Raw genomic sequence first — 22,289 nt, forward strand, 5'->3', positions numbered from 1 at the left:
AAACTTAGCAGGTTTTTATTTTGTCTGAATCAGGATTAAGCGGATTAAAAACGTTAAACTGATTTTATCTTGAAAATCTTGTTAATCCTAATTCAAGTCGCTTATTGTTTCTTGCAGGGTTTCAAATGAAATTTTCCTTTGAAAATAAACAATAAACTGTTGTGCAATTTGTTGATGTTTAGAAGAAAGTTGCAGGATAATAGGTTGCAGATTATTAAAATCCCAATTTATTTTAACAGTGGGTGAAAGTTGTTGAATCGCTGTTAATAGTGGTTTTAAAGAGGATTCGGGATTTGCTATCCATTGAAGAAAAGGAATAATGGCAAACTCTTGTACCCGATTATTTAAGATAGGTAGCATAACGGCTAAACGTTGTTGCATTCGGTTTAAATCATTTTGAACAAGTGCTAATTCAATATCGTTGCCTAAAGCAAGCAAATGATTAGGTTGTATTGCTAATGCACGCGCAAAAACTTCAGCGATTTTTGTAGTTGGTAGCCCTGACAGCCTCCATAAACTTACCCCGTAATTACTCCATGCAAGCGCATCATTAGGCTTGAGCTGAATGACTTTATCAAAACTTTCTACTGATTCTTTATAGCGAGCTAGATAGTTAAGTACAATCCCTCGGTTATTCCAAGCATCAGCGAAATCAGGTTTGCATTCAATGGCTTTATCGTAACTTTCTATTGCTTCTTCATAGCGAACTAAATGACGAAGTGCAAGTCCACGGTTATACCACGCATTAGCTAAATCAGGGTTGAATTGAATCGCTTTATCACAACTTTCTATCGCTTCTTCATAGCGGGCTGAATGAAAGAGCGCAACCCCTCGGCTACTCCATGCAGTCGCTAAATCAGGTTTGAATTGAATCGCTTTATCATAGCTTTCTATGGCTTCCTGATAACGGGCTAAATTAGAGAGTGCAATCCCACGGTTAAACCATATTTCAGCGTTATCAGGCTGTAATTGAACAGCTTTGTTAAAAGCTTTTATTGCCTCTTCATAGCGCGTTAAGGCATTGAGCGCATATCCCTGATTATTCCACGTTTCAGCATTATCAGGTTGTAATTGAATGACTTTATCAAAAGTCTCTATCGCCTCTTCATAACGCGTTAAAATACTGAGTGCATTGCCCCGATTATGCCATGCCTCGGCATTATCAGGCTGTAATTGAATGACTTTGTCAAAAGCCTCTATTGCGTCTTCATCACGAGTTAAAGCTCTGAGCGCAACCCCACGACCCAGCCATGCTTCAGCATTATCAGGCTGTAATTGAATGACTTTGTCAAAAGTTTCTAGTTCCTCCTTATAATGGGTTAAAGTTGCTAGTGCAATATCCCATCTCTCAGTATTATCAGACTGTAATTGATAGGCTTTATTAAAATTTTCTAGTGCCTCCTCATAATGGGTTAAAGTAGCGAGTGCAACCCGACTCTCCTCCCATGCATCAGCATTATCAATCTGTAATTTAATGACTTTATTAAAACTTTCTATTGCCTCTTCATAGCGATTTAAAGCACCGAGTGCAAACCCACGATCCAGCCATGCTGTAGCATTATTAGGCTGTAATTGAATGATTTTGTCAGAATCTTCCAGTGCCCTTTCATAATGACTTAAAACAATGCGTGTAACCCCGTTATAATCCCATGCTTTAGTATTATCAGCTTGTAATTTAACGGTTTTATCAAAGTTTTCTGTTGCTGCTTGATAATGGGTTAAGACACCAAGAGCAAATCCGCGCTGTAACCATGCATCAGGATTATTAGGTTGTAATTGAATAACTTTATCAAAACATTCGATTGCTTCTTCATAGCGACTTAAAGCAATGAGTGCAGACCCACGCTGTAGCCATGCTTCAGCATTATCAGGTTGTAATTGAATGACTTTATCAAGGGTATCTATGACCTCTTTGGCTGTTTTACGCATTATTTTCTCTCTTTATAGTTAAAAATAACCTAAATTCAGTCCAATTTTCAAAATCTAACGGGTCTTTTTCATTTGGAAACCCCTGTTAATTTTGATTAGATAAAAACGGATAATACCGCTTGAAGTGATACTATCCGTTTAGTAAGTCTGTACGTTAATGTTATTGTTGTAACAAGTTTAAGGCTTGTTGATGGGTGTGTGCATCGCCTGCAGCAATCACTCGTCCATCGGAATGGATGGTTAATGGCTGTCCTTGCCAATCAGTCATAATCCCCCCTGCATTTTCTACAATTGGCGCGAGCGCACAATAATCATAGGGTTTTAATGAAGATTCTATGACTAAATCTACAAATCCTGTTGCTAACAGTGCGTAGGCGTAACAATCTCCACCGTAAATAGTCATTTTGACTGTATCACGTACCCGTCCGAAGGCTTCAAAATCAGCCCCAAGAAACATCGCGGGCGTTGTCGCGTATAAGGCAGCTTTTTTAATGTCCGTACAAGCGCGAACATGAATCGGATGACCGTTTAATGTCGTCGGTAAATGCTGTCCGCCTATCCAGCGTTCTTTTAAAATAGGTTGGTCTAATAAGCCTAGAATGGGTTTGCCTTGATGGATTAAGGCAATCAAAGTGCCAAATAAAGGCTTTCCTGTAATAAATGATTTCGTGCCATCAATCGGGTCTATAACCCATGTAAATTCCGCATTTTCATTCTTAGTGCCAAACTCTTCTCCATAAATGCCATCATGTGGATAATTTTTTTCTATCATCTCCCGTAATTTTTGTTCAACGGCTTTATCTGCCAAAGTGACGGGGCTAGTATCGGGTTTATCATCAACGGTTAAATGGGTGCGAAAGTAGCTTTTAATAATTGTTGCGCTTGCATTTGCCATTTGATTTATAAAATCAAATAATTGTGCATTAATTACTGGTTTCATCATTATAGTGACGCATTCGGTAGTAAATAGGTAAAAAGAAACCTTTGAATAAAATGGATTATTGTCGTTGTTTGCCGTACAACTGGCGTATAAGCCTTTAGCCTTGTTAGGTATCAGCATTATCCGCATTTTATTTGACGTAGATATGATGCCCGCCAGTCAGCCATTTGCCTATAGGAGTTTTTATTATGTTTGAAAAATCGAGCTTTTTTGGACTTCCTCTCATAGTGTTCCTCATTTATGCCGTTTATTTTTATTTTTCTCATCAAGAAACTGTGCCATTAACAGGACGGTCTCAACTAGTTGATATGAGCCGTAAGGATGAAATGGTACTAGGCGCAAAAGCGTATCAGGATATTTTGCAGAAAGAAAAGGTAGTTGCTTCGGGAAAGTTGGTCGATAACGTGCGCACCATTGGTCAACGGTTAGCGGCTGTTGCGGATGAAACGGATTTTAAGTGGGAGTTTAACGTTATTAATTCTCCCCAAGTCAATGCCTTCGCCTTACCAGGTGGGAAAGTTGCAGTTTATACAGGCATTATTCCTGTAGCAGAAAACGCGAATGGGTTAGCAATTATTATGGGACATGAAATTGCGCACGCAATTGCGCGACATGGCGCAGAGCGAATGGCATATCAGAAGTTAAAAAATTTAGGCATGTTAGCGGTTAGTAGTTCTTTAGGGGAAATGGATGCTGGAAAGCGTCAATTAATTATGGGCGCGTTAGGCGTTGGGGCGCAGTATGGCATGATGTTGCCCTTTTCTCGTGAGCATGAATCAGAAGCAGATTATATGGGGTTAATTTATGCCGCCCGTGCTTGCTTTGACCCCCGCGAAGCCCCTAAATTGTGGGAGCGTATGGGCAAAGCGAATGGTGGAAAAGCACCTGCTGAATTTACGTCGACACATCCTAGCCATGACACACGGATTACTCAGTTTAATGAGTGGATGCCAGAGGCATTAAAGGTGCGAGAGCAATATTGTAGCAAGGGTAAATAAGCTGGGTTTGGCGATATTTTTTAAAAAAGACAACAGCTTGCCTGAATCAGAATTTTCAGAATTAACAGGATTTAAACCTCTTAAACCAAGAAATTAATGCGAATCACGCTTTTTAATTTTGCTAATTCTGAAAATTCTGTGAATTCTGATTCAGACAAAAAAAGACCTGCTAGGTTTTCAAAACCTAGCAGGTTTTTGTTTTTTCTTATAGTCTTTACATCTCTAACGCATGTTCAGCCACAATCACGCCGTCAGCATCGGCATAAACATAGTGGTCTGGGAAGAAGGTCACGCCCGCAAAAGTAACAGGGACATCTTTATCACCACGTCCATGTTTATGGCTTTTTAGCGGATGGGTATTTAAGGCTTTAATGCCTATAGGTAAGGTGTTGATAACGCTAGAGTCACGAATACATCCATAAACGATAATCCCCGCCCAACCATTATCAGCGGCAGATTTAGCAATGATGTCTCCAACTAATGCGCAACGTAAGGAAGCACCACCATCAATCACAAGGACTTTGCCCTCACCTGCTGTTCCCAGAATTTCTTTTACAAGGACATTGTCTTCATGGACTTTGACCGTTTTAATTTGTCCACCAAAAGCGGTTTTTAATCCAAAACTGCGGAAAATAGGGTCTGCGACTTTAACCACTTTGGGATATTTATCGCATAAATCAGGGGTTACATAATCCACGGCAGTATCCTTTTTTTAATTTTAGGTTGAAATAAAACCCATTCTGTTTATTTGTATCAACAGAATGGGTTAGTGGTATCAGGGTTGAATCAGTTTTGTAAACGATTAAAACTGTTCGTCACGTAATGCTAAAGCACTCACGGCTCCGTTGACAACACTGTAGGCTAATCCACCCGTTTGGGAGAGAATGTGTTCTGCGTAGAAACGGGCTGTAATCAGTTTGGCTTCGTAGAAACTGGGGTCTTGTCCGCGTTGTAATTGGGCTTGTGCGATTAATGCAGCTCTTGCCATTTGCCAACCACCCGCTACGATACCGAATAGGCGTAAATAGGTCACAGAAACGGCTAAGGGTTGTTTTGGATTTTGGGCGAAGTTGGCTAAAATCCAGTCGGTTGCTTCTTGTAGGGCTTGAAGACTTGCGGTAAAGGCTTTGTGAATCGCTGCGCAGTCATCGCCGGTGGCTTGGGCGAGGTCGTTGGCGACGGTTTGCATTTCTGTCATGAGGGCTTTAACGGTCACGCCATTTTCACGGGCAATTTTCCGTCCGACTAAGTCACTGGCTTGTATGCCTGTTGTTCCTTCATAGATTGTGGTGATACGGGCATCGCGGAAATGTTGTGCCGCGCCTGTTTCTTCAATAAAGCCCATCCCACCATGAATTTGTACGCCTGTTGAGGTGATTTCAATCGCGGATTCTGTACACCAGCCTTTAACAATGGGGGTGAGTAGGTCGACGAAAGCACTGGCGGTTTTTTGTTGTTCGCTGTCAGTGCCTCCATGTGCGGTATCCATATAGGCAGCGGTGACATAAGCGACAGCACGCATGGCTTCAATTTGTGCTTTCATCGACATTAACATGCGACGAATATCAGGATGTTTAATAATGGCGACTCTATCGCTGCCTTTTACGCCTGCTTCCCGTCCTTGTATGCGTTCTTTAGCATAACGCAAGGCTTGCTGATAGGCGCGTTCGGCAATGGCAACCCCTTCTAATCCGACGGATAAGCGGGCGTGGTTCATCATGGTAAACATGTATTCTAAACCGCGATTTTCTTCCCCAACTAAGTAGCCGACCGCGCCTGTTTTATCGCCGAAAACCATTACAGCAGTTGGGCTTGCGTGAATACCAAGTTTGTGTTCAATCGAGGTGCAGTATGCGTCGTTACGCTCGCCTAAACTGCCATCGGCGTTAATCAGGAATTTAGGCACGACAAATAAGGAGATACCTTTCACACCTTCAGGGGCATCAGGGGTGCGGGCAAGGGTTAAGTGGATGATATTTTCAGCCATATCATGCTCACCCCATGTAATGAAGATTTTTTGCCCGCTGATTAAATAATGGTCGCCATTTGGTACTGCTTTTGCGCGGACGGCACTTAAATCAGACCCTGCTTGTGGTTCAGTTAAGTTCATTGTCCCTGTCCATGTGCCTTCGACCAGTTTTGACAAATAAGTTGCTTTAAGTGCGTCACTGCCATGATGTTCAATGGCTTCAATCGCGCCTTGTGTCAGCATGGGGCATAAACCAAAAGACATATTCGCGGCGTGCCACATTTCGCTCACAGCAATGCTGACAATTGCGGGTAATCCTTGCCCGCCAAAATCAGGATTGCTATGTAATCCATTCCAACCATTTTCAACAAATTGCGCGTAAGCCTCTTTAAAGCCTGTTGCAGTGGTGACAACGCCTGCTTTAAGCATATTGCCTTGTGTATCACCACTATAGTTAATCGGCGCGAGCACTTCGGAAGCGAGTTTATTGGCTTCATCAAGGATAGAGCTGACTAATTCGGCAGTTGCATCTTGATACATGGGATAGCTATTGATGGTTGCTAAATCAGCAAGTTCATTGATAACGAACTGCATATCACGAGTGGGCGCAATATAAGTCATAATAGTTCCTTTAGTTTAATAAATTGATTGTTATCATAAAGTGAATAACAGTTATGAAAATGTTGTTATTCAATGTTGACGTTTACGTTTAAGGTAACTTTTACGTCAATAAAATTTAAAGTTTATCCGAACCATCATTTGCATAATTTTCCCAATTCACTCGATTAAAAGATACTTTAAATTAAAGCGGTTAGATGAATTATGAAAATTGTAGTTTAGACAAAAAAAAGCGAAATATACCCCAAAATTTTACTACTGTTGTTTCAAAATTAAGAGGGTAATATCGTCAAAAACTTTGTAATCATCAATATGCATACGTACATCAGCAATGACCGCCTGACAAATTTCATCCACCGTTTTTGACCAATGGCGACTGACAACCGTGCATAAACGTTCAACGCCGTACATTTCATTCTGACGATTACAGGCTTCAGGAATACCATCGGTATAAAGCACTAAACCATCACCTGATGCTAATTCTATCCCTGTTTGCGCAACGAAACTTTCAATATTTGCCTCTAATCCCAACGGAAAACCTAAATCTTGGGTATCAATGCGTTCAACCTTGCCATTAGCACGAACAAGGATAATTTCCTCATGTTGCCCACTTAAATGCAATGTCCCATGACCTGTATCTGTACCTAATGACGGATGGTAATCTAACAATAATAACGATAAGTTACGGTCTGAATTCATTCGATTAACATTGTCATAAACGATACGATTTAACGTATTCATAAACCGCAAAGGGTCAGTTTCTTGATTAGCTAATAACGTTCGTACAGCGGTTTGTACCATCAACATCAATACACCACTTTCTAAGCCATGTCCCGTAATGTCGCCAATCCCAATTTTAATATGACCGTCATATTCCAACACATCATAATAATCACCACCAACTTCCGTCGCAGGTTCCATAAAACTGGCGATATCTAAACCATGAATAGCTTTTAACTCCTGCTTTTTTGGCAAAATCATTTGTTGCAAACGGCGCGTAGTTTCCAACTCCGTCCCCATTCGCATATTTTCTGCACTTAACCTTTCGTTTAATTTACTAATTTCTAATGTTCTTTCAGCAACCATGGCTTCTAATGAAGCGTTATATAACTCCAGTTTTTTAACTAAAGTACGATTTTCTCGAAACGCCTGCGAAACTGTTTCAAACCATGCTTGCCATGCAACAGGGACTTTAGGAATAACCGTTGTTTTCCCCTGATTTTCAGCCTCTATATGTTGAACCAATAAATTAGCAGGATGAATGAACTCTCTACGGGTTAAATATAATGCAATCATTAAGATAATGATAATTGCAGGCAATAAAACTAAAAACCCTAAACTGGTTGAATAAAAAGCTTCTTTAAGAATTGTTTGATGAGATACCCAATACACCAATTGCCATGGCACATTTTTAAAAGATTGTTTAATAATCCAATAACCATCATGATAAAAAAAATCTTGCGTTGAATTGGATAATATTTTTGCTAACTGCGGTTGTAACTCATCAGGAAATGCAGATTGAATGGGTTTTATGGTTTTATCCTTAGAACTTACTAATTGACTATGCGCTAATAACTGATTTTTATTAATAATAAAAAGTGGTGTATCTACATAAGCAAAATGGTCTAATAAGTTGTTTAAAATATCTAAAGTAAAATCCAACGCAACAGTTCCTAAAAAGGTTTGTTTTTCATACACAGGTGCGGCACTTGTCACCATCAAACCTTTTCCCGCTTCATCAATGTACGCACTCGTCCAAAAAACTGATTTACTTGGGTTATTCTCTGGTAATCCTAATGTATAAAACTCATGGGTATATAATTCGGCGGAAAAATGAAAATCGGCTGATTTAACCCAAGGATAAATATTTATAAATTGGTTTTTTGACGTATAGTAAACCCATGCAATATTCGGTATGGTAGTCTCAATCCCTTGATAAGCAGAGTTTAAATCTAACGCCATTGCAAGTTCTCGATAAAAATCGGCAGTACGATTTCGCAAACTACCCTCCCCTGTTAAATTACCAATCATATGAATATTATAGGTTGTAGGTAATTGATCCAAATTATAAGTTTTTTGCGCCTTATCTTCTTGTAATGCCTCTAATAAAGTTAAATCTGTGGGGGGGCTAGGATGAGAGATTAAATAATTTTGTGCCTGTATCTTCATCCGTTGCACTTGATTTGTTGCCGTTTGCATAACATAATCTATTGTTAATAAACGAGATTCAAACGATGCTTTAATATCGCCTAATGTCACATCATAGCGTGACTTAAACTGCATATAAAAAATACCCGCCGCAATCAACATTAAAATAATACAAGTGATTGCCATTATGTAATTATAATTTCTAAAAAATTTCATTATAAAATCCTTAGTGTTATATTTCCAAACATGACACTGTTTATTCACATAAATTAAAAGACAATTATGCTAACAAAATACTTCAACCACGACGCATTCAAAACCCGTCTTTGGGAAACAATTGCGCAAATAGAACAACAGTCACTTGTTGAAATTGTTGTGATTATTAAACCACGCTCAGATACTTACATTGATGCTAGTTTATGGTGTGGTGCATTCTTCAGCTTACTGACATACACCTTTTTTATGTTTTCACCGTGGGTTTTTGGAGACTATCTCATTTACACAGGAACGATTATTGCCTTTACGCTTGGCACTATCCTGAGCATATTCCTACCCTATTTAAAACGAGTCGTATTGACAAAAAAACGCTTAAAGCGTCAAGTAGAAATTATGGCACGTGCGCTTTTTCAAAAAGCAGGCATTTATAACACCCATAGTCGCGCAGGCGTTTTTATTTATTTCTCTTTATTTGAACGATGTGTTTATATCCTGCCTGATAACGCTGCCTACTCTGCAATTCCTTTTGATGAATGGGACAACTTAAATCAACAATTTCATCAAATATTTACAACAGCAAACCCTGCCATCACTTTATTAAAAACACTGAGCCAGACACGAACACTGTTTCATCGATATCTCCCCCCCGTTGAAAATGACATTAACGAACTTCCCGACGATTTAGAGGTGAATTTATGAAATTGAAATTAAAAATCGTCGCTATCAGCTTTACCCTATTTGTATTACTCGCCCCTATTCATCTGGTTTTTGTTCCTTCTACCCCACTGGGTATTATGCCCACAGTGCAACTACACGATGTAGAAGCCCGTCCTGGTGGTGGCTCATCCTTCCGCTCATCTGGTCGACGCTCTTCATCTTCCTCATCCTCCTCCCGCTCATCGTCAGGTTCTTCTTTTTCATGGGGAAGCAGTAGCAGCAGTATTGATGTCGATTTAGATTTTGGTGAATTTATCGCGATTATCCTGATTATTATCGCAATACTGATTATTCATTATTACTATCAAAAGTATGATGAAAAACGCACGCGCCGCGTAGTTAGCTCTAAAGCGACTAAAGACAACTTAACCAATAAATTGCAACTGACTGATAATCGCCTCACTCAAGTTCGTGACCGTGACCCTAGTTTTTCAAGGGTTCTATTTTTAGATTTTGTACACTCGCTGTATCACAAATACTATAACTATCGTGGTAACGAAAAAATGCAATTTCTAAGCCCTTATCTTTCACAAGGAATTTTAAACGAAGCCAATAAACCACAATATAAAAACCAACGTGTTACTGAAATCGTGGTCGGTAGCTTAAACATTACCGAGGTGGGAGAATGGACAAATAACGAAGGCATTAAAGTAGAAATTGAAGCAAACTATACAGTTAGTTACAGCGATAAAAAAGAAGTCTATCGCCATATTGTGCGTGAAGCATGGTTTTTAGTCCGCCAAAAAGGCACACAATCCGCCCCGCCTGAAAAAATGCAAAGCATTACTTGCCCCCAATGTGGCGCGCCTGCTCACTTTAATGATGCAGGAAAATGTGAATACTGCGAATCTATTATTAAACGCGGTGTTATGCAATGGAGTTTAGACCGTCGAACCGTATTAAGCGACGAACAATTTAGTGCGCAATTACTTGGCACTTATGCTGAAGAAGAAGGTACAGAATTAGCCACTATTCGCCAAACTAACCTTGCAAAACAGCAACAAGATTTTGCACAAGCGCATAATTTCAGCGAATTCGACAATTTCTGGCGCAATTTTGAATCACATATCGTTAAAGAATTCTTTTTAGCGATTTATGCCGCATGGACAGCGCAAAATTGGCAAACAGTCCGCCATTTATTATCTGACCGTTTATATGAAACCAATGAGTTTTGGATTCAACAATATAAAGCGCAAGGCTTAGTCAACCGCTTAGATAATATTAAAATTCAAAAAATTGTCCTCGCTAAAGTCGAATGTGACAAATACTACGAAGCGATAACCGTCCGTATTTACGCCAGTTGTAACGACTATGTTACGGATAAAAAAGGAAAGGTTATCGGCGGCGCGAAAAATAAAGCCCGTAAATTTACTGAATACTGGACATTTATCCGTCGGACAGGCGTAGAAAAGCCAGAAAGTGAATTCGATTTGCACCACTGCCCCAGTTGTGGCGCGCCTTTGGATAAAATGAGCATGGCGGCAGAATGTGGCTACTGTGGCTCAAAAGTCAGTACGGGGAATTTCTCTTGGGTGCTTTCACTCATTACCCAAGACGAAGTTTATCAAGGTTAATCTGAGTTTTACGCTTGAAAAAACAAAAACCTGCTAAGTGTTTTAAAACCCTAGCAGGTCTTTTTTATTCAGGCTTAATTACTTCTTACGAGTTTGTTGCAACCGTGCAGCAATTCGCATCCGTAAGGCATTTAATTTAATAAAACCTTCTGCATCTTTCTGATTATACGCGCCACCATCATCTTCAAACGTTGCGATGCTGGTATCGAATAAGCTATCTGTCTCTGAAGCGCGTCCTGTCACAATCACATTGCCTTTATACAACTTAACCCGCACTTTACCGTTGACCGTTGCTTGAGAGGCATCAATCATGGTTTGCAACATGTGACGTTCAGGACTCCACCAATAACCGTTATAAATCAAGCTCGCATAACGAGGCATTAAATCATCTTTTAAATGCGCAACTTCGCGGTCTAACGTAATAGATTCAATCGCACGATGGGCTTTTAACATAATTGTGCCACCGGGGGTTTCATAGCAACCACGAGATTTCATCCCAACGTAACGGTTTTCGACTAAGTCTGCACGCCCGATACCATTCGCACCGCCGACTTTATTCAAATAAGTTAAAACAGTCGCAGGACTCATGGCTTGACCGTCAATGGCGACAATATCCCCCTTTTCATAAGTCAATTCTAAAGTTGTCGCTTTATCAGGCGCAACTTCAGGGGCAACAGACCACCGCCACATATCTTCCTCAGGCTCTTGCCAAGGGTTTTCTAAGCCTTTGCCTTCATAAGAAATATGCAACAAATTCGCATCCATAGAATAAGGGGATTCGCCTTTTTTCCGTTCGATGGGAATATCATGTTTTTCTGCATAAGCTAATAATTTTTCACGGGAGTTTAAATCCCATTCGCGCCAAGGTGCAATAACTTTCACTTCAGGTTTTAACGCATAAGCCCCTAATTCAAAACGAACTTGGTCGTTACCTTTACCCGTTGCACCGTGAGAAATCGCATCCGCCTGCGCACTATTGGCAATTTCCACTAAATACTTAGCGATTAACGGGCGGGCAATGGATGTACCGAGTAAATATTCCCCTTCATACAAGCTATTAGCACGAAACATAGGAAATACGAAATCGCGGACGAATTCTTCGCGTAAATCTAAAATGTGAATTTCTTTCACGCCTAACTTTTGCGCTTTTGCGCGAGCAGGCTCTAATTCTTCTCCTTGCCCGATATCTGCGGTAAATGTGACAACCTCGCAATGATACTCATCTTGTAACCATTTGAGAATAATGGAAGTATCTAATCCGCCTGAATAGGCGAGCACTACTTTTTTGATGTCGCTCATGATGTCCTAATTTGTAGGTGCTAATGAAAGATAAATTTTAACCGTCAATTTTACTCGATTCATATGACGATTTGCTGGCGTTTTTCGTTGGTGATGACTTAAACAATTCTTATAAAACGGTGCATTTCAGCCATTATTATCCGCAATTTCTACTGAATGAACGCATTAATTTAAATTAAAAATTAAATGAATAATGAACTTATAGTAAACGCACTATAAAACGATGCGAAGGACTGCCAGTCCTAAATTTAAATCACTTTGTGGTACGTTTACTATATCAAGTTGTTATCACAGCAATATTGAAGGAATCATGAGATTTTTTGCAAGATTGGTGTGAATAAAGATTATGTCATTTTAATTAAATGTTTTTTCTGAAAATTCATAGAAAAATGTATTTTTAACAGGGTTTTATATGCAGTCGCCCCTTGTATTGTAGATGGAATTCCGTCATATTCAATTTGTTCTTATGCGTACAAAAAAAATTATATTATAAATATTTATCTTTGATATCTATTATTTAATATGATTAATCTTTTTGTAAATTTTCCTTAATTATTTGAAATTTATATATTTCATATGGTTTATTGTTATGCGTAATCCACAATCATTAACAACGGCGATGATTCTTGCGGCATGTGTTGCTTTAGGACCATTATCGACCGATATGTATTTACCCAGTTTACCGATGCTTGTCGGTGTTTTTTCCACATCAATTGATCAGGTGCAATTAACCTTAAGCGTTTTTTTATTTGGGTTTGCGGTTGGACAGCTAATTTATGGGCCACTGGCTGACCGTTTTGGACGTAAACCTATCATGTTATTAGGTATGTTTATTTTTACGGTTGCAACGATTATTTGCATTTTTGTACAAACCATTGACGGTCTAATTATCTGTCGGTTTTTCCAAGCAATAGGGGGATGTGTAGGACCTGTATTAGGCAGAACGGTTGTACGGGATATTTATGGTGCGGTGAAAGCAGCAAAAATGTTGTCGTATATTGCAACGGCAATGGCTCTCGCGCCTGCGTTTGCGCCGATTATTGGGGGATATTTAGCAACATGGTTTAGCTGGCATGCCGTGTTTGTTTTATTAAGCATTTATGGGGTGTTAATGCTTTGGTTGGTTTGGGCTTATGTCCCTGAAACTCGACCAGAGGAAAGCCAAGCAGTTTTAAATCCGTTGATTATTTTAAAGAATTATACGGTTTTAGTTTTAAATAGGCAGTATAACGGTTATGTATTGTGCTGTAGCTTTGCTTATGGGGGCTTATTTGCTTTTATTTCAGGTTCATCCTTTGTCTTAATCGATTTTTTAGGTGTTGAAAAACAGCATTTTGGTTATTTTTTTGGCGTGATAATTATTGGTTACATGGCAGGCACACTCATTGCGGGGCGGTTTAGTTTGCGTTGGGGAATTAATCGTTTAGTGTTACTGGGCGTTGTGTTGATGACAGGCGCAGGCTTAACCATGGTTACAGCGGCTATTTTACAAATTTATACTGTGTGGGTTGTCATTCTACCGATGATGTTTTTTTCAGCGGGTGGCGGTATTGTGATGCCACAAGCGATGGCGGGCGCGCTCGCGCCGTTTCCTGAAATGACGGGTACGGCTTCTGCTTTATTTGGGTTTACACAATCTATGATGGCGGCTTTAACAGGTATGTTGGTCGGTCATTTGCATTCAGGTACATCTTTTGTGATGGCAAGTAGTATTGCTTTGATGGGGATTGCAAGTTTAGTGAGCTATTTTAGCTTAATTCACTTTCAACGACCTGTTGCACATTAACAGAAATTGTTGCAATCAAGATTTTCAGGATTACTCATAGATTAAGGGTTAAACCCTGAAAGTTCTAATTTAACCTGAGTTTGGCGAGTTTTTTAAAAAAGACAATAGCTTGTCTGAATCAAGATTTTCAGGATTAAAAGATTGTCTGAATCAGAATTTTCAGAATTAAAAAGACAAGAAAATTAAAAGAATAAAAAATTATGTTTTTAATTGTTTTTAATTCTGCTAATTCTGAAAATTCTGTGAATTCTGATTCAGACAAAAAAAGACCTGCTAGGTTTTGAAAACCTAGCAGGTATCTGTTTTATAAAAAAGACAATAGCTTGTCTGAATCAAGATTTTCAGGATTAAAAAGACAAGAAAATTAAAAGAATAAAAAATTATGTTTTTAATTGTTTTTAATTCTGAAAATTCTGTGAATTCTGATTCAGACAAAAAAAGACCTGCTAAGTTTTGAAAATCTAGCAGGTCTCTGTTTTGTTTTATAAATCTCGCCGAACTCAGGTTGATTTAAATAATCTGTTATCTGTCATTTAGTTATAGTAAACGCGCTATAAAATAAATGGTTAGTAGTCTTTTTAGAAATATCGGTCTTAAAACTAGCTATTTTTACTGAATTGAGGTTATTTGTTAATCATTTGTGATATAAGTTGGCATCATGATAAACTCGTTAAAGTATTAATCATACTAATCTTTATGTAAAAGTTTTAAATATCAAATTATTAATTATTTAAATCACTTTTATATAAAGTTATTTATATTGTTTCTTTCCCCTAATCCCGAACTATTATGCAACAAATTGTTAGCCTTGATAATTTACCGAAACTGTCTCAGCCATTTATTGGGCGTAGGGTTTTATTAGCAGATATTGACGCGGCATTCTTTAGCCAAACAGTTTCTATGGTGACATTAACCGCTGCGGCTGGGGTTGGTAAGTCAATGTTATTGCGTGCATGGCTTGATGCTATTGCACCGCAATATCAAAATGTTAATGCTGTTTTTGGTTGGTCATTCTATGGTCAAGGAAATGATTATCCACAATTTTCATCTAGTTTATTTTTTGAACAAGCCTTGCATTTTTTTGGGCATCAAGCAGAAATACCACGACAAGATGATGTAAAAGCAAAACGTCTCGTTGAGTTATTGCGAGAGCAATCGTTTATTTTGTTGTTAGATGGCTTAGAAACCTTGCAATACCCTGTGATGACAAAAGGGGGGGCTTGTGCTGATTTAGGGTTAAAAACTTTTTTGCAGGAGTTAAAAGGGATAAGTAATGCGGAGAAGCGTTTAATTTTAGCGACATCGCGTCAATCTATTGTAGAGCTACAGGATAGAGCCTGCCCGTATGTTACTAATTTGAGTGTAGAAAATTTAAATGCGGGTGAAAGTGCCAATTTTTTAAAATTATTAGGTGTGCAGGGTGCAACTTGGCAGTTAGTGGGGTTAGCCAAATTATTGGGGGGGCACGCCTTAGCCCTGAGTTTATTGGCGGGTGCATTTGTGAATGGTTATGCACAAGATTTAAATACGATGTCAACCCAATTACCCGCTTTATTCGCCGATGAAGAGTGGGGGGGGCAAGCATTACGTGTTTTACGCTTTTATGATGAGAATTGTTGGGAGTCAACCGCACCCGAGCGGGTATTTTTACAGGTTTTAAGTTTATTTGACCGTCCTATGCAGGCAGCAGAGCGCGATATTTTATTTCGTCAGGCAAAATTAACGCAAATAAGCCCTGCCTTATCCGTCACGGAGTGGGAGCATGTTTTACAACAACTGGTTAAGTTAGGTTTATTGTATCCATCGCAAGTCAATCAATGGGATACTCATCCTGTCATTCGTGCTTATTTCCGTGAACAGTTGCGTAGCCAACGTTTAGATTTATGGGAGCAAGCGCATCATGTGTTATTTCAATATTTTCAGAATATGACGGATGAGTCTGCCCCTTCTTTTAGTGCCTTAGAGCCGTTATATCGTGCGGTTGCACATGGTTGTATGGCAGGCGAATATCAAACGGCAATGCAGGTTTATACCGATAAAATTTTGCGTGAAGAAGCCTATTACAGCATTAATATCTTTGGTTCTTTTTCCGCAGATTTAGCTTTGTTATCGTATTTTTATGCCCAAGATGAGCAAAGTCAGGTGAATTCTTGGACAACACCACATGTGGCATTATCTGAGCGTGGACAAGCGTTTTTATTAGCACAAACCGCTTTTTTGCTCACGGCTTTAGGGCGATTAGAAGAGGCGTTAGAGCCTTTGCAAGCGGCAGCAACTTTAAAACAATCGCAAGCCGATTGGCATAATGCTGCTTTGAGTGTGATTAATCGGGTTGATTTACTCATGAGTTTGGGTAAATTGTATGAAGCCGAAACTGTTGCACAACAAGCCATTGATTGGGCTGAACAAGGTAAAAAATTATCGAGTCAAATGCAAAGCCATGCAAAGTTAGCGGCTGTTTTGCATCAGTTGGGGGATTTGGAATATAGCTTGAGTGTATTTGTGCAAGCGGAGCAGTTACAACAGACTGACCAACCACAGCATTCTTATTTATATTCATTAGCAGGGATGCAGTATTGCAGTTTGTTGTTGGACATGTCACAGGATGAAAGGTCACGCGCCGCCATTTTAGCGCGTGGGCAAGCGATTTTAACCTTAGCCGAAACGGAGTTAGGCGTAAACAGTATCGCGTTTGCACAGTTAAATATGGGACGTATTTGGACGACGATGCAAAACCCAATAGAAGGGCTTGCTTGTTTAAATAAAGCCTTGCAGAGCTTTCGCCAAAGTGAATTATTTTTATTTATCCCTGATGCCTTGTTAGCACGTGCCGTGTTATATCGGCAATTAGGCGATGTGGCGCGGGCGCAAAAAGATATTAATGAAGTATTAGAAATTATTCAGCGTACAAATATGCGTTTGTATGAAGTCAAAGCCCGTTTATTACAAGCTAATCTTTTATTTGATGTACAACGGAAAAAACGCGCGGTTGCAGGGGTAGAAGATATTACCAACAAGGTTGAAAAACTGTATCAGCGAACAGTACGTTTAATTTATCATTTTAATCATGGCTTGCATATCGCTGATTTATCGCTATTAAATGCACGGATTGCCCATTATAGTAAACGTCAAATTGATGCAAAAGATAATTTAGAATTAGCACGGCAACGGATTGTTTCTATAGGTCAATGGCAGTTAATGCAAACGTGGGAAAATATTCGCTTAGAAATAGAAAGTAGCTAAACATTGCATACTGCTGACTTTCTTGTGATTAAAGACGATTTTAAACAGTTATCTATTGAAAAATAGATTTTATAGTCGACGGATTTAAAACGCGCTTTGCCTTTGCCTATAAACAGGCATCACCTTATTCACTTCTATATTTATCATGCTAATCCGTGTTTTTACTATTTTATTTCCTGTATTTGCGATTATTGCAATTGGCTATTTCTATGCTCGTCGTCATCCTGTTGACATGAGTATTGCCAATCGAATTAATTTAGAAGTGTTTACCCCTTGTTTACTGTTCAGTATTCTTGCCGATAAATCCTTTAATCTGAATGAATATTATCAACTCGCAATTGTTGCATTACTGTTAGTATTAGGCAGTGGCATTTTAATGTTACCTATTGTTTATTGGTTAAAATTAAATGCAAAAACCTTTATTCCATCGATGATGTTTGCTAATACAGGCAATATGGGCTTACCCGTTGCCTATTTCGCGTTTGGACAAGACATTATGCCCGCTGCGGTTGTTTTATTTATTGTCAGTAACGCGCTACATTTTACCGTCGGCTCATACATCATGAACCATCATACAAATTGGTGGAGCATTCTAAAAAAACCTATGATTTTAGCGACGTTAAGCGGTATCATATTGAGCTTTTTTAAAATATCAGTTCCGCCTTTATTGTTAGAACCGTTAAAAATGTTGGGACAGATTTCAGTGCCTTTAATGCTGTTCGCGTTGGGTGTTCGCTTGATTAACGTCAATCTTGCAGACTGGGAAATTGGGTTGCGCGGCGCAATTTGGTGTCCTTTATCAGGTGTATTGGTTTTAGCCGCAGCATTACCATTTTTAACCTTTACGCCAGAACAAACAGGACTTGTGCTGATTTATGCGATGTTGCCACCTGCAGTTATGAATTATATGATTGCTGAACAATATCAACAAGAACCACAAAAAGTCGCTTCTATTGTTATGTTAGGAAACTTAATGAGTTTTGTCACAATGCCCTTAGCATTACTCTTAGCTTTGCCAGCATCATAACTGATGGATTACACCGTTATGTAGGATAACGTTATGAATAACACTAAAAGTTGTATTTTAATTGTGGACGATGAGGAAATTGGACGTAATACCCTTGAAAGTCTGCTGTTAATGGAAGGATATCAACTCGAATTTGCAAATAATGGTGTAGAAGCGTTAAAAAAGGCAGAATTAGTCATGCCTGATTTAATCCTGTTAGACGTTATGATGCCTGTCATGGATGGCTATGAATGTTGTCAACGGATTCGCCAAAATCCTTTATTAGCAGAAGTGCCCGTGATTATCGTCACGACGTTAGATAGCCGTGATTCTTTGCTACGTGGTATTGATGTTGGTGCGGATGATTTTATCAGTAAACCGTTTGACCGCTTAGAATTACGCGCCCGTGTGCGCACCATTACCCGCTTAAATCGCCAACGCCGTTTAATGAATGAACGGGCAAAATTTGCATGGGTAGTGGAAAATGCGGATGAAGGCTATATTCTTGTTAATCCTGATAATCAGGCGAGATATGTCAATCCACAAGCCTGCGTCTTTTTAGGCGTTAGTAAAGATAAATTACTACAACAAGATTTTTTTGAAGTTGTTGCACAACAAAATTATCAAGCTAAACCTGTAGAAGCATGGGTAAATTGGCAAAAAAATGATTTAACCCGCTATTTGGTTCTACCAGAAAGCCGCGAACGTCCGCCGTTTTGGCTACAAGTCGATATATTGCCCTTACCTGCACGGGTTGAGAATGGCTATTTATTACGCTTGATGGATGTGACAGAAAAGATTGTGTTAGCACGTCAACGTTGGGCATTTAATAGCTCAGTCTCCCACAAACTCTTAACCCCATTAAATGGATTAAGCATCCTTAGTATTTTCAAACCAGATGATTTTACTAACGAACAGGCTTATGAACATTTGAAAATAGCACAGGATAGTGCTGAACGTTTAAATACTCAAATCTCAGGCATTTTGCAATATTTAGATTCAACCAGTATTTGCTATGGGGGATTTACCCAAGTATTAGCGGGCGTTGAATATATTTTTCGCCAACTGTGTGAAGAAGCTGAGTATGTCGACTTTGAAATTCAATTCGACGCGGTTGTTTTAACTACTGAAATTTTAGTTTCAGGACAAGCTATCGAGCTAATTCTGCGGGAATTATTCACAAACTCGAAAAAGTTTCATCCAAAGAAACAACCTCATATTATTTTAAAAGCCAGCAAAGAAACGGATAAAAATCTATTGGCTCTCCATTTTATCGACGATGGCATTACGATTCCTGCAACAGAATTAAAAAAAGTCATACAGCCTTATTATCAAAGTGATAAATATTTTACGGGAGAAGTCGCAGGCATGGGCTTAGGGTTGGCGATGATATCGCAATTACTCTGGGGCATTGGTGGCAGTTGTAGCGTTTTACAGCGTTCAGATGGCAAGGTTGGAACAGAAATTGTAATAACACTCCCAACGCCAGAATAAAAAATCAGACTTCACGCGGACTTATCCACTAACGCCAGAATAAACGCCCATTCCTCTGCCGTAACAGGGGTAATAGATAAACGGTTTCCTCTCCGTAATACCTGCATATCTTGTAAAAATGCCTGCTGTTTTAAACTGGCTAAACCCAAGACTTGTGGAAATTTACGTATAAAAGCCACATCAACTTGATACCATCGCGGATTATCAGGCGTGCTTTTAGGATCATAATGGATATTTGTCTCATCCCATGCGGTCTCATCGGGATAGCCTGTCCGCGTAATCTGCATAATTCCTGCAATTCCCATCGGCTGGCTATTAGAATGGTAAAAAAAGGCTAAATCCCCCACTTGCATTTGATCGCGCAACATATTACGCACCTGATAATTACGCACACCATCCCAGCCTGTCACCTGATCTCGTGCTAAATCATCGATACTAAAAGCGGTTGGTTCTGATTTCATTAACCAATAAGCCATATTATTATCATCCTGTCTTAAACTACTTGCTGATATCCTAAAAAATCTTTATTACGCCTGCTCCGTCATTTGCAAAAACTTTAAACTATTATTTTACCTAATAGTATCAATTCAATTAACAGGCTGATGACGCTCAATTCTCACGGTCTTTTTACAACAGGCATTATTTTTGCGCCACTATGTCTTAGAGAAACATCAGTAAGGAGAAAAAAATGCTTTCCCGCTATCATACCGCTCATTTTACCGTCTTGCTTGCTACGCTTGCCTTAACCGTCAGTATAAGCCCCTTAAGTGTTGCGAATGAATTTGTTGAAACCAGTAGTTTTTTACGCTACGACGATAATATTGGACGCGCAACGCAAAACAGTGATAAAGAAACAGAAATTAGTGTGCAACTCAATCTCAGCGCAGGCAAGGCTTTTCACCCTGCAACAGGTAGCCGTTTTACCCTACAAGCCAATGTGACCTTAAACCAACCGACCAATGTCACCGATTTAACGCAAGCGACCTTAGGATTTACAGGACAATACAATTATAAATTTGGTTTAGGTGCATTCGCGCCACGTCTATCTGCCAAATTATCCGCAGATTATGCCGATTTTCGCAGCGATATTCGGGATAGTTGGATTTATCACACAGAAATACAACTGAACAAACGCATAGATGAACAATGGGTTATTAATGGAGGAATCGCCTATAAAATCCGTCATGCTCAAGATGAACCCGTCAGCACAATAACGACCCCGACAGATGTCTTTGATCAAGAACGTATCAGTTTCTTTATCGGCAATGCTTACACCCTGCAAAATGGAACACGCTTAAGCCTGAGTTATAACTATCATGATGGTGATATAGACTCTACTGCAACCGCGCCCAATTCGCGCTTGCTCAATGCATCAGCAGCAAGATTACGCGATCCTGCATTTGGTAATAATAAAGTCGTTTATAAACTAGAAAACACGCATACTCATGACATCAGACTAGAAGCTAGTTGGATGCTGACAGATAAATCAACAGTAACAATTGGTTATAACTTCTTAAATACAACTGCACATGATGATATTGAATATCGATCTAACCTACTGCATATCGGGATTATCACTGCTTTTTAAATAATTAAGGAAAATTTCATGTTAAAGCAAATAATGAGCTTACTGCTTGCTGGCGTACTCTCTCCCCTCACCTTTGCCGCCTCGCTGACGGTACAAGTCACTGAGCAAACAGGTAAACCTGTACAAGGGGCTGTGATTGAAATCGTTTCACCAACAGGGGCTTTTCCCAAACCCCCAATATTTATTAGTATTATTGACCAGATTAATAAAGAGTTTGTCCCAAATATCACCGTTGTCCCTGTGAATACACCGATAAAATTCCCCAATAAGGACAATATTCACCACCATGTTTATTCTTTCTCCACTGCTAAACCCTTTGAACTTCCTCTTTATGAAGGCACGCCCACAGACCCCATTATCTTTGATAAAACAGGTATTATCACTTTAGGCTGCAATATTCACGACTGGATGCTAGGCTATATCTACGTTGCCGCCAGCGATAAATTCACGCAAACCAGTGCAGACGGCACAGCCACACTTGCTGATATCCCCGCAGGAAATTACACTCTAAAAGTTTGGCATCCAAATACACAAAACGCCAAAGAAGCAGAAAGCTATCCGCTGAATTTAACAGATAATAATCAAATTTTTCCTGTTAAAATTACCATCAAGCCTACCATTCGCATCAGACGTGCCCCCAACTCACGGAGTGATGATTATTAAATAAAACATGATTGTCTGAAACAGGATTTTCGGGATTAAACCCTCACACAAAAACCAACGCGAATGAATCTTTTAAATCCAGCTAATCGTGTGAATCCTGT

17 protein-coding genes are annotated in these 22,289 nt (G+C 39.3%); 10 read left to right on the forward strand and 7 right to left on the reverse strand.

Going from position 1 to position 22,289, the window contains the following annotated elements:
- Positions 1 to 87: 87 nt before the first annotated feature.
- Positions 88 to 1,929, reverse strand: coding sequence for a tetratricopeptide repeat protein (locus BEGALDRAFT_RS09960; protein ID WP_002686138.1), 1,842 nt, complete (start codon positions 1,927 to 1,929; stop codon positions 88 to 90).
- Positions 1,930 to 2,089: 160 nt separating this feature from the next.
- Complete coding sequence (hisN, locus tag BEGALDRAFT_RS09965; protein WP_002686139.1) at positions 2,090 to 2,872, reverse strand: histidinol-phosphatase; 783 nt, start codon at positions 2,870 to 2,872, stop codon at positions 2,090 to 2,092.
- Between the two features lie 64 nt (positions 2,873 to 2,936).
- Here hisN and BEGALDRAFT_RS19610 point away from each other — a divergent pair, with 64 nt between their 5' ends.
- Entirely contained in the window at positions 2,937 to 3,065 is a 129-nt protein-coding gene (locus BEGALDRAFT_RS19610) for a hypothetical protein (RefSeq protein ID WP_269719551.1), read from the forward strand.
- The gene (locus BEGALDRAFT_RS09970) at positions 3,058 to 3,867 is read left to right on the forward strand and encodes a M48 family metallopeptidase (protein WP_002686140.1); all 810 of its coding nucleotides are present in this window, start codon (positions 3,058 to 3,060) and stop codon (positions 3,865 to 3,867) included. Before BEGALDRAFT_RS19610 ends, BEGALDRAFT_RS09970 begins: the two co-directional genes overlap by 8 nt.
- A gap of 214 nt (positions 3,868 to 4,081) precedes the next feature.
- Here the strand turns inward: BEGALDRAFT_RS09970 and rraA are convergent, their stop codons facing one another.
- From rraA to BEGALDRAFT_RS18220, 3 genes are all read right to left on the reverse strand, one after another.
- Positions 4,082 to 4,564 carry a ribonuclease E activity regulator RraA gene (rraA, locus tag BEGALDRAFT_RS09975; RefSeq protein ID WP_002686141.1) on the reverse strand — a complete coding sequence of 161 codons (483 nt, stop codon included), beginning with the start codon at positions 4,562 to 4,564 and terminating at the stop codon, positions 4,082 to 4,084.
- 105 nt (positions 4,565 to 4,669) lie between these two features.
- Positions 4,670 to 6,457, reverse strand: coding sequence for an acyl-CoA dehydrogenase (locus BEGALDRAFT_RS09980; protein ID WP_002686142.1), 1,788 nt, complete (start codon positions 6,455 to 6,457; stop codon positions 4,670 to 4,672).
- Positions 6,458 to 6,709: 252 nt separating this feature from the next.
- Entirely contained in the window at positions 6,710 to 8,788 is a 2,079-nt protein-coding gene (locus BEGALDRAFT_RS18220; RefSeq protein WP_232281979.1) for a SpoIIE family protein phosphatase, read from the reverse strand.
- Positions 8,789 to 8,884: 96 nt separating this feature from the next.
- On the opposite strand from BEGALDRAFT_RS18220, the gene BEGALDRAFT_RS09990 reads away from it, so the two are divergent.
- Positions 8,885 to 9,517, forward strand: coding sequence for a TPM domain-containing protein (locus BEGALDRAFT_RS09990; protein WP_002686144.1), 633 nt, complete (start codon positions 8,885 to 8,887; stop codon positions 9,515 to 9,517).
- Positions 9,514 to 11,109 carry a Tim44 domain-containing protein gene (locus tag BEGALDRAFT_RS09995; RefSeq protein ID WP_002686145.1) on the forward strand — a complete coding sequence of 532 codons (1,596 nt, stop codon included), beginning with the start codon at positions 9,514 to 9,516 and terminating at the stop codon, positions 11,107 to 11,109. Before BEGALDRAFT_RS09990 ends, BEGALDRAFT_RS09995 begins: the two co-directional genes overlap by 4 nt.
- Positions 11,110 to 11,187: 78 nt before the next feature.
- Here BEGALDRAFT_RS09995 and BEGALDRAFT_RS10000 read toward each other — a convergent pair whose 3' ends face one another.
- Positions 11,188 to 12,408, reverse strand: a complete 1,221-nt coding sequence (locus BEGALDRAFT_RS10000; RefSeq protein WP_002686146.1) for an argininosuccinate synthase — start codon at positions 12,406 to 12,408, stop codon at positions 11,188 to 11,190.
- A 589-nt stretch (positions 12,409 to 12,997) separates the two neighbouring features.
- Here BEGALDRAFT_RS10000 and BEGALDRAFT_RS10005 point away from each other — a divergent pair.
- The 4 genes from BEGALDRAFT_RS10005 to BEGALDRAFT_RS18225 all read left to right on the forward strand — a co-directional run bounded on the left by BEGALDRAFT_RS10005 (position 12,998) and on the right by BEGALDRAFT_RS18225 (position 19,937).
- Entirely contained in the window at positions 12,998 to 14,194 is a 1,197-nt protein-coding gene (locus tag BEGALDRAFT_RS10005; protein ID WP_002686147.1) for a Bcr/CflA family multidrug efflux MFS transporter, read from the forward strand.
- A 789-nt stretch (positions 14,195 to 14,983) separates the two neighbouring features.
- On the forward strand, positions 14,984 to 17,437 hold the full coding sequence (locus BEGALDRAFT_RS10010) for an ATP-binding protein (protein ID WP_002686148.1): 2,454 nt from the start codon (positions 14,984 to 14,986) through the stop codon (positions 17,435 to 17,437).
- A 145-nt stretch (positions 17,438 to 17,582) separates the two neighbouring features.
- A complete protein-coding gene (locus BEGALDRAFT_RS10015; protein ID WP_002686149.1) occupies positions 17,583 to 18,464 on the forward strand; it encodes an AEC family transporter in 882 nt (293 codons plus the stop codon).
- 33 nt (positions 18,465 to 18,497) lie between these two features.
- Positions 18,498 to 19,937, forward strand: a complete 1,440-nt coding sequence (locus BEGALDRAFT_RS18225; protein ID WP_002686150.1) for a hybrid sensor histidine kinase/response regulator — start codon at positions 18,498 to 18,500, stop codon at positions 19,935 to 19,937.
- Between the two features lie 11 nt (positions 19,938 to 19,948).
- On the opposite strand, the gene BEGALDRAFT_RS10025 is transcribed toward BEGALDRAFT_RS18225, so the two are convergent.
- Positions 19,949 to 20,413, reverse strand: coding sequence for an EVE domain-containing protein (locus BEGALDRAFT_RS10025; RefSeq protein ID WP_002686151.1), 465 nt, complete (start codon positions 20,411 to 20,413; stop codon positions 19,949 to 19,951).
- 212 nt (positions 20,414 to 20,625) lie between these two features.
- On the opposite strand from BEGALDRAFT_RS10025, the gene BEGALDRAFT_RS10030 reads away from it, so the two are divergent.
- Together BEGALDRAFT_RS10030 and BEGALDRAFT_RS10035 are read left to right on the forward strand one after the other, a co-directional pair.
- Entirely contained in the window at positions 20,626 to 21,525 is a 900-nt protein-coding gene (locus BEGALDRAFT_RS10030) for a hypothetical protein (protein WP_002686152.1), read from the forward strand.
- Between the two features lie 18 nt (positions 21,526 to 21,543).
- Positions 21,544 to 22,188, forward strand: a complete 645-nt coding sequence (locus BEGALDRAFT_RS10035; RefSeq protein WP_002686153.1) for a methylamine utilization protein — start codon at positions 21,544 to 21,546, stop codon at positions 22,186 to 22,188.
- The last annotated feature ends 101 nt before the right edge of the window (positions 22,189 to 22,289 follow it).

Origin of the sequence: Beggiatoa alba B18LD, from assembly GCF_000245015.1 — a bacterium.
Classification (GTDB): domain Bacteria; phylum Pseudomonadota; class Gammaproteobacteria; order Beggiatoales; family Beggiatoaceae; genus Beggiatoa; species Beggiatoa alba.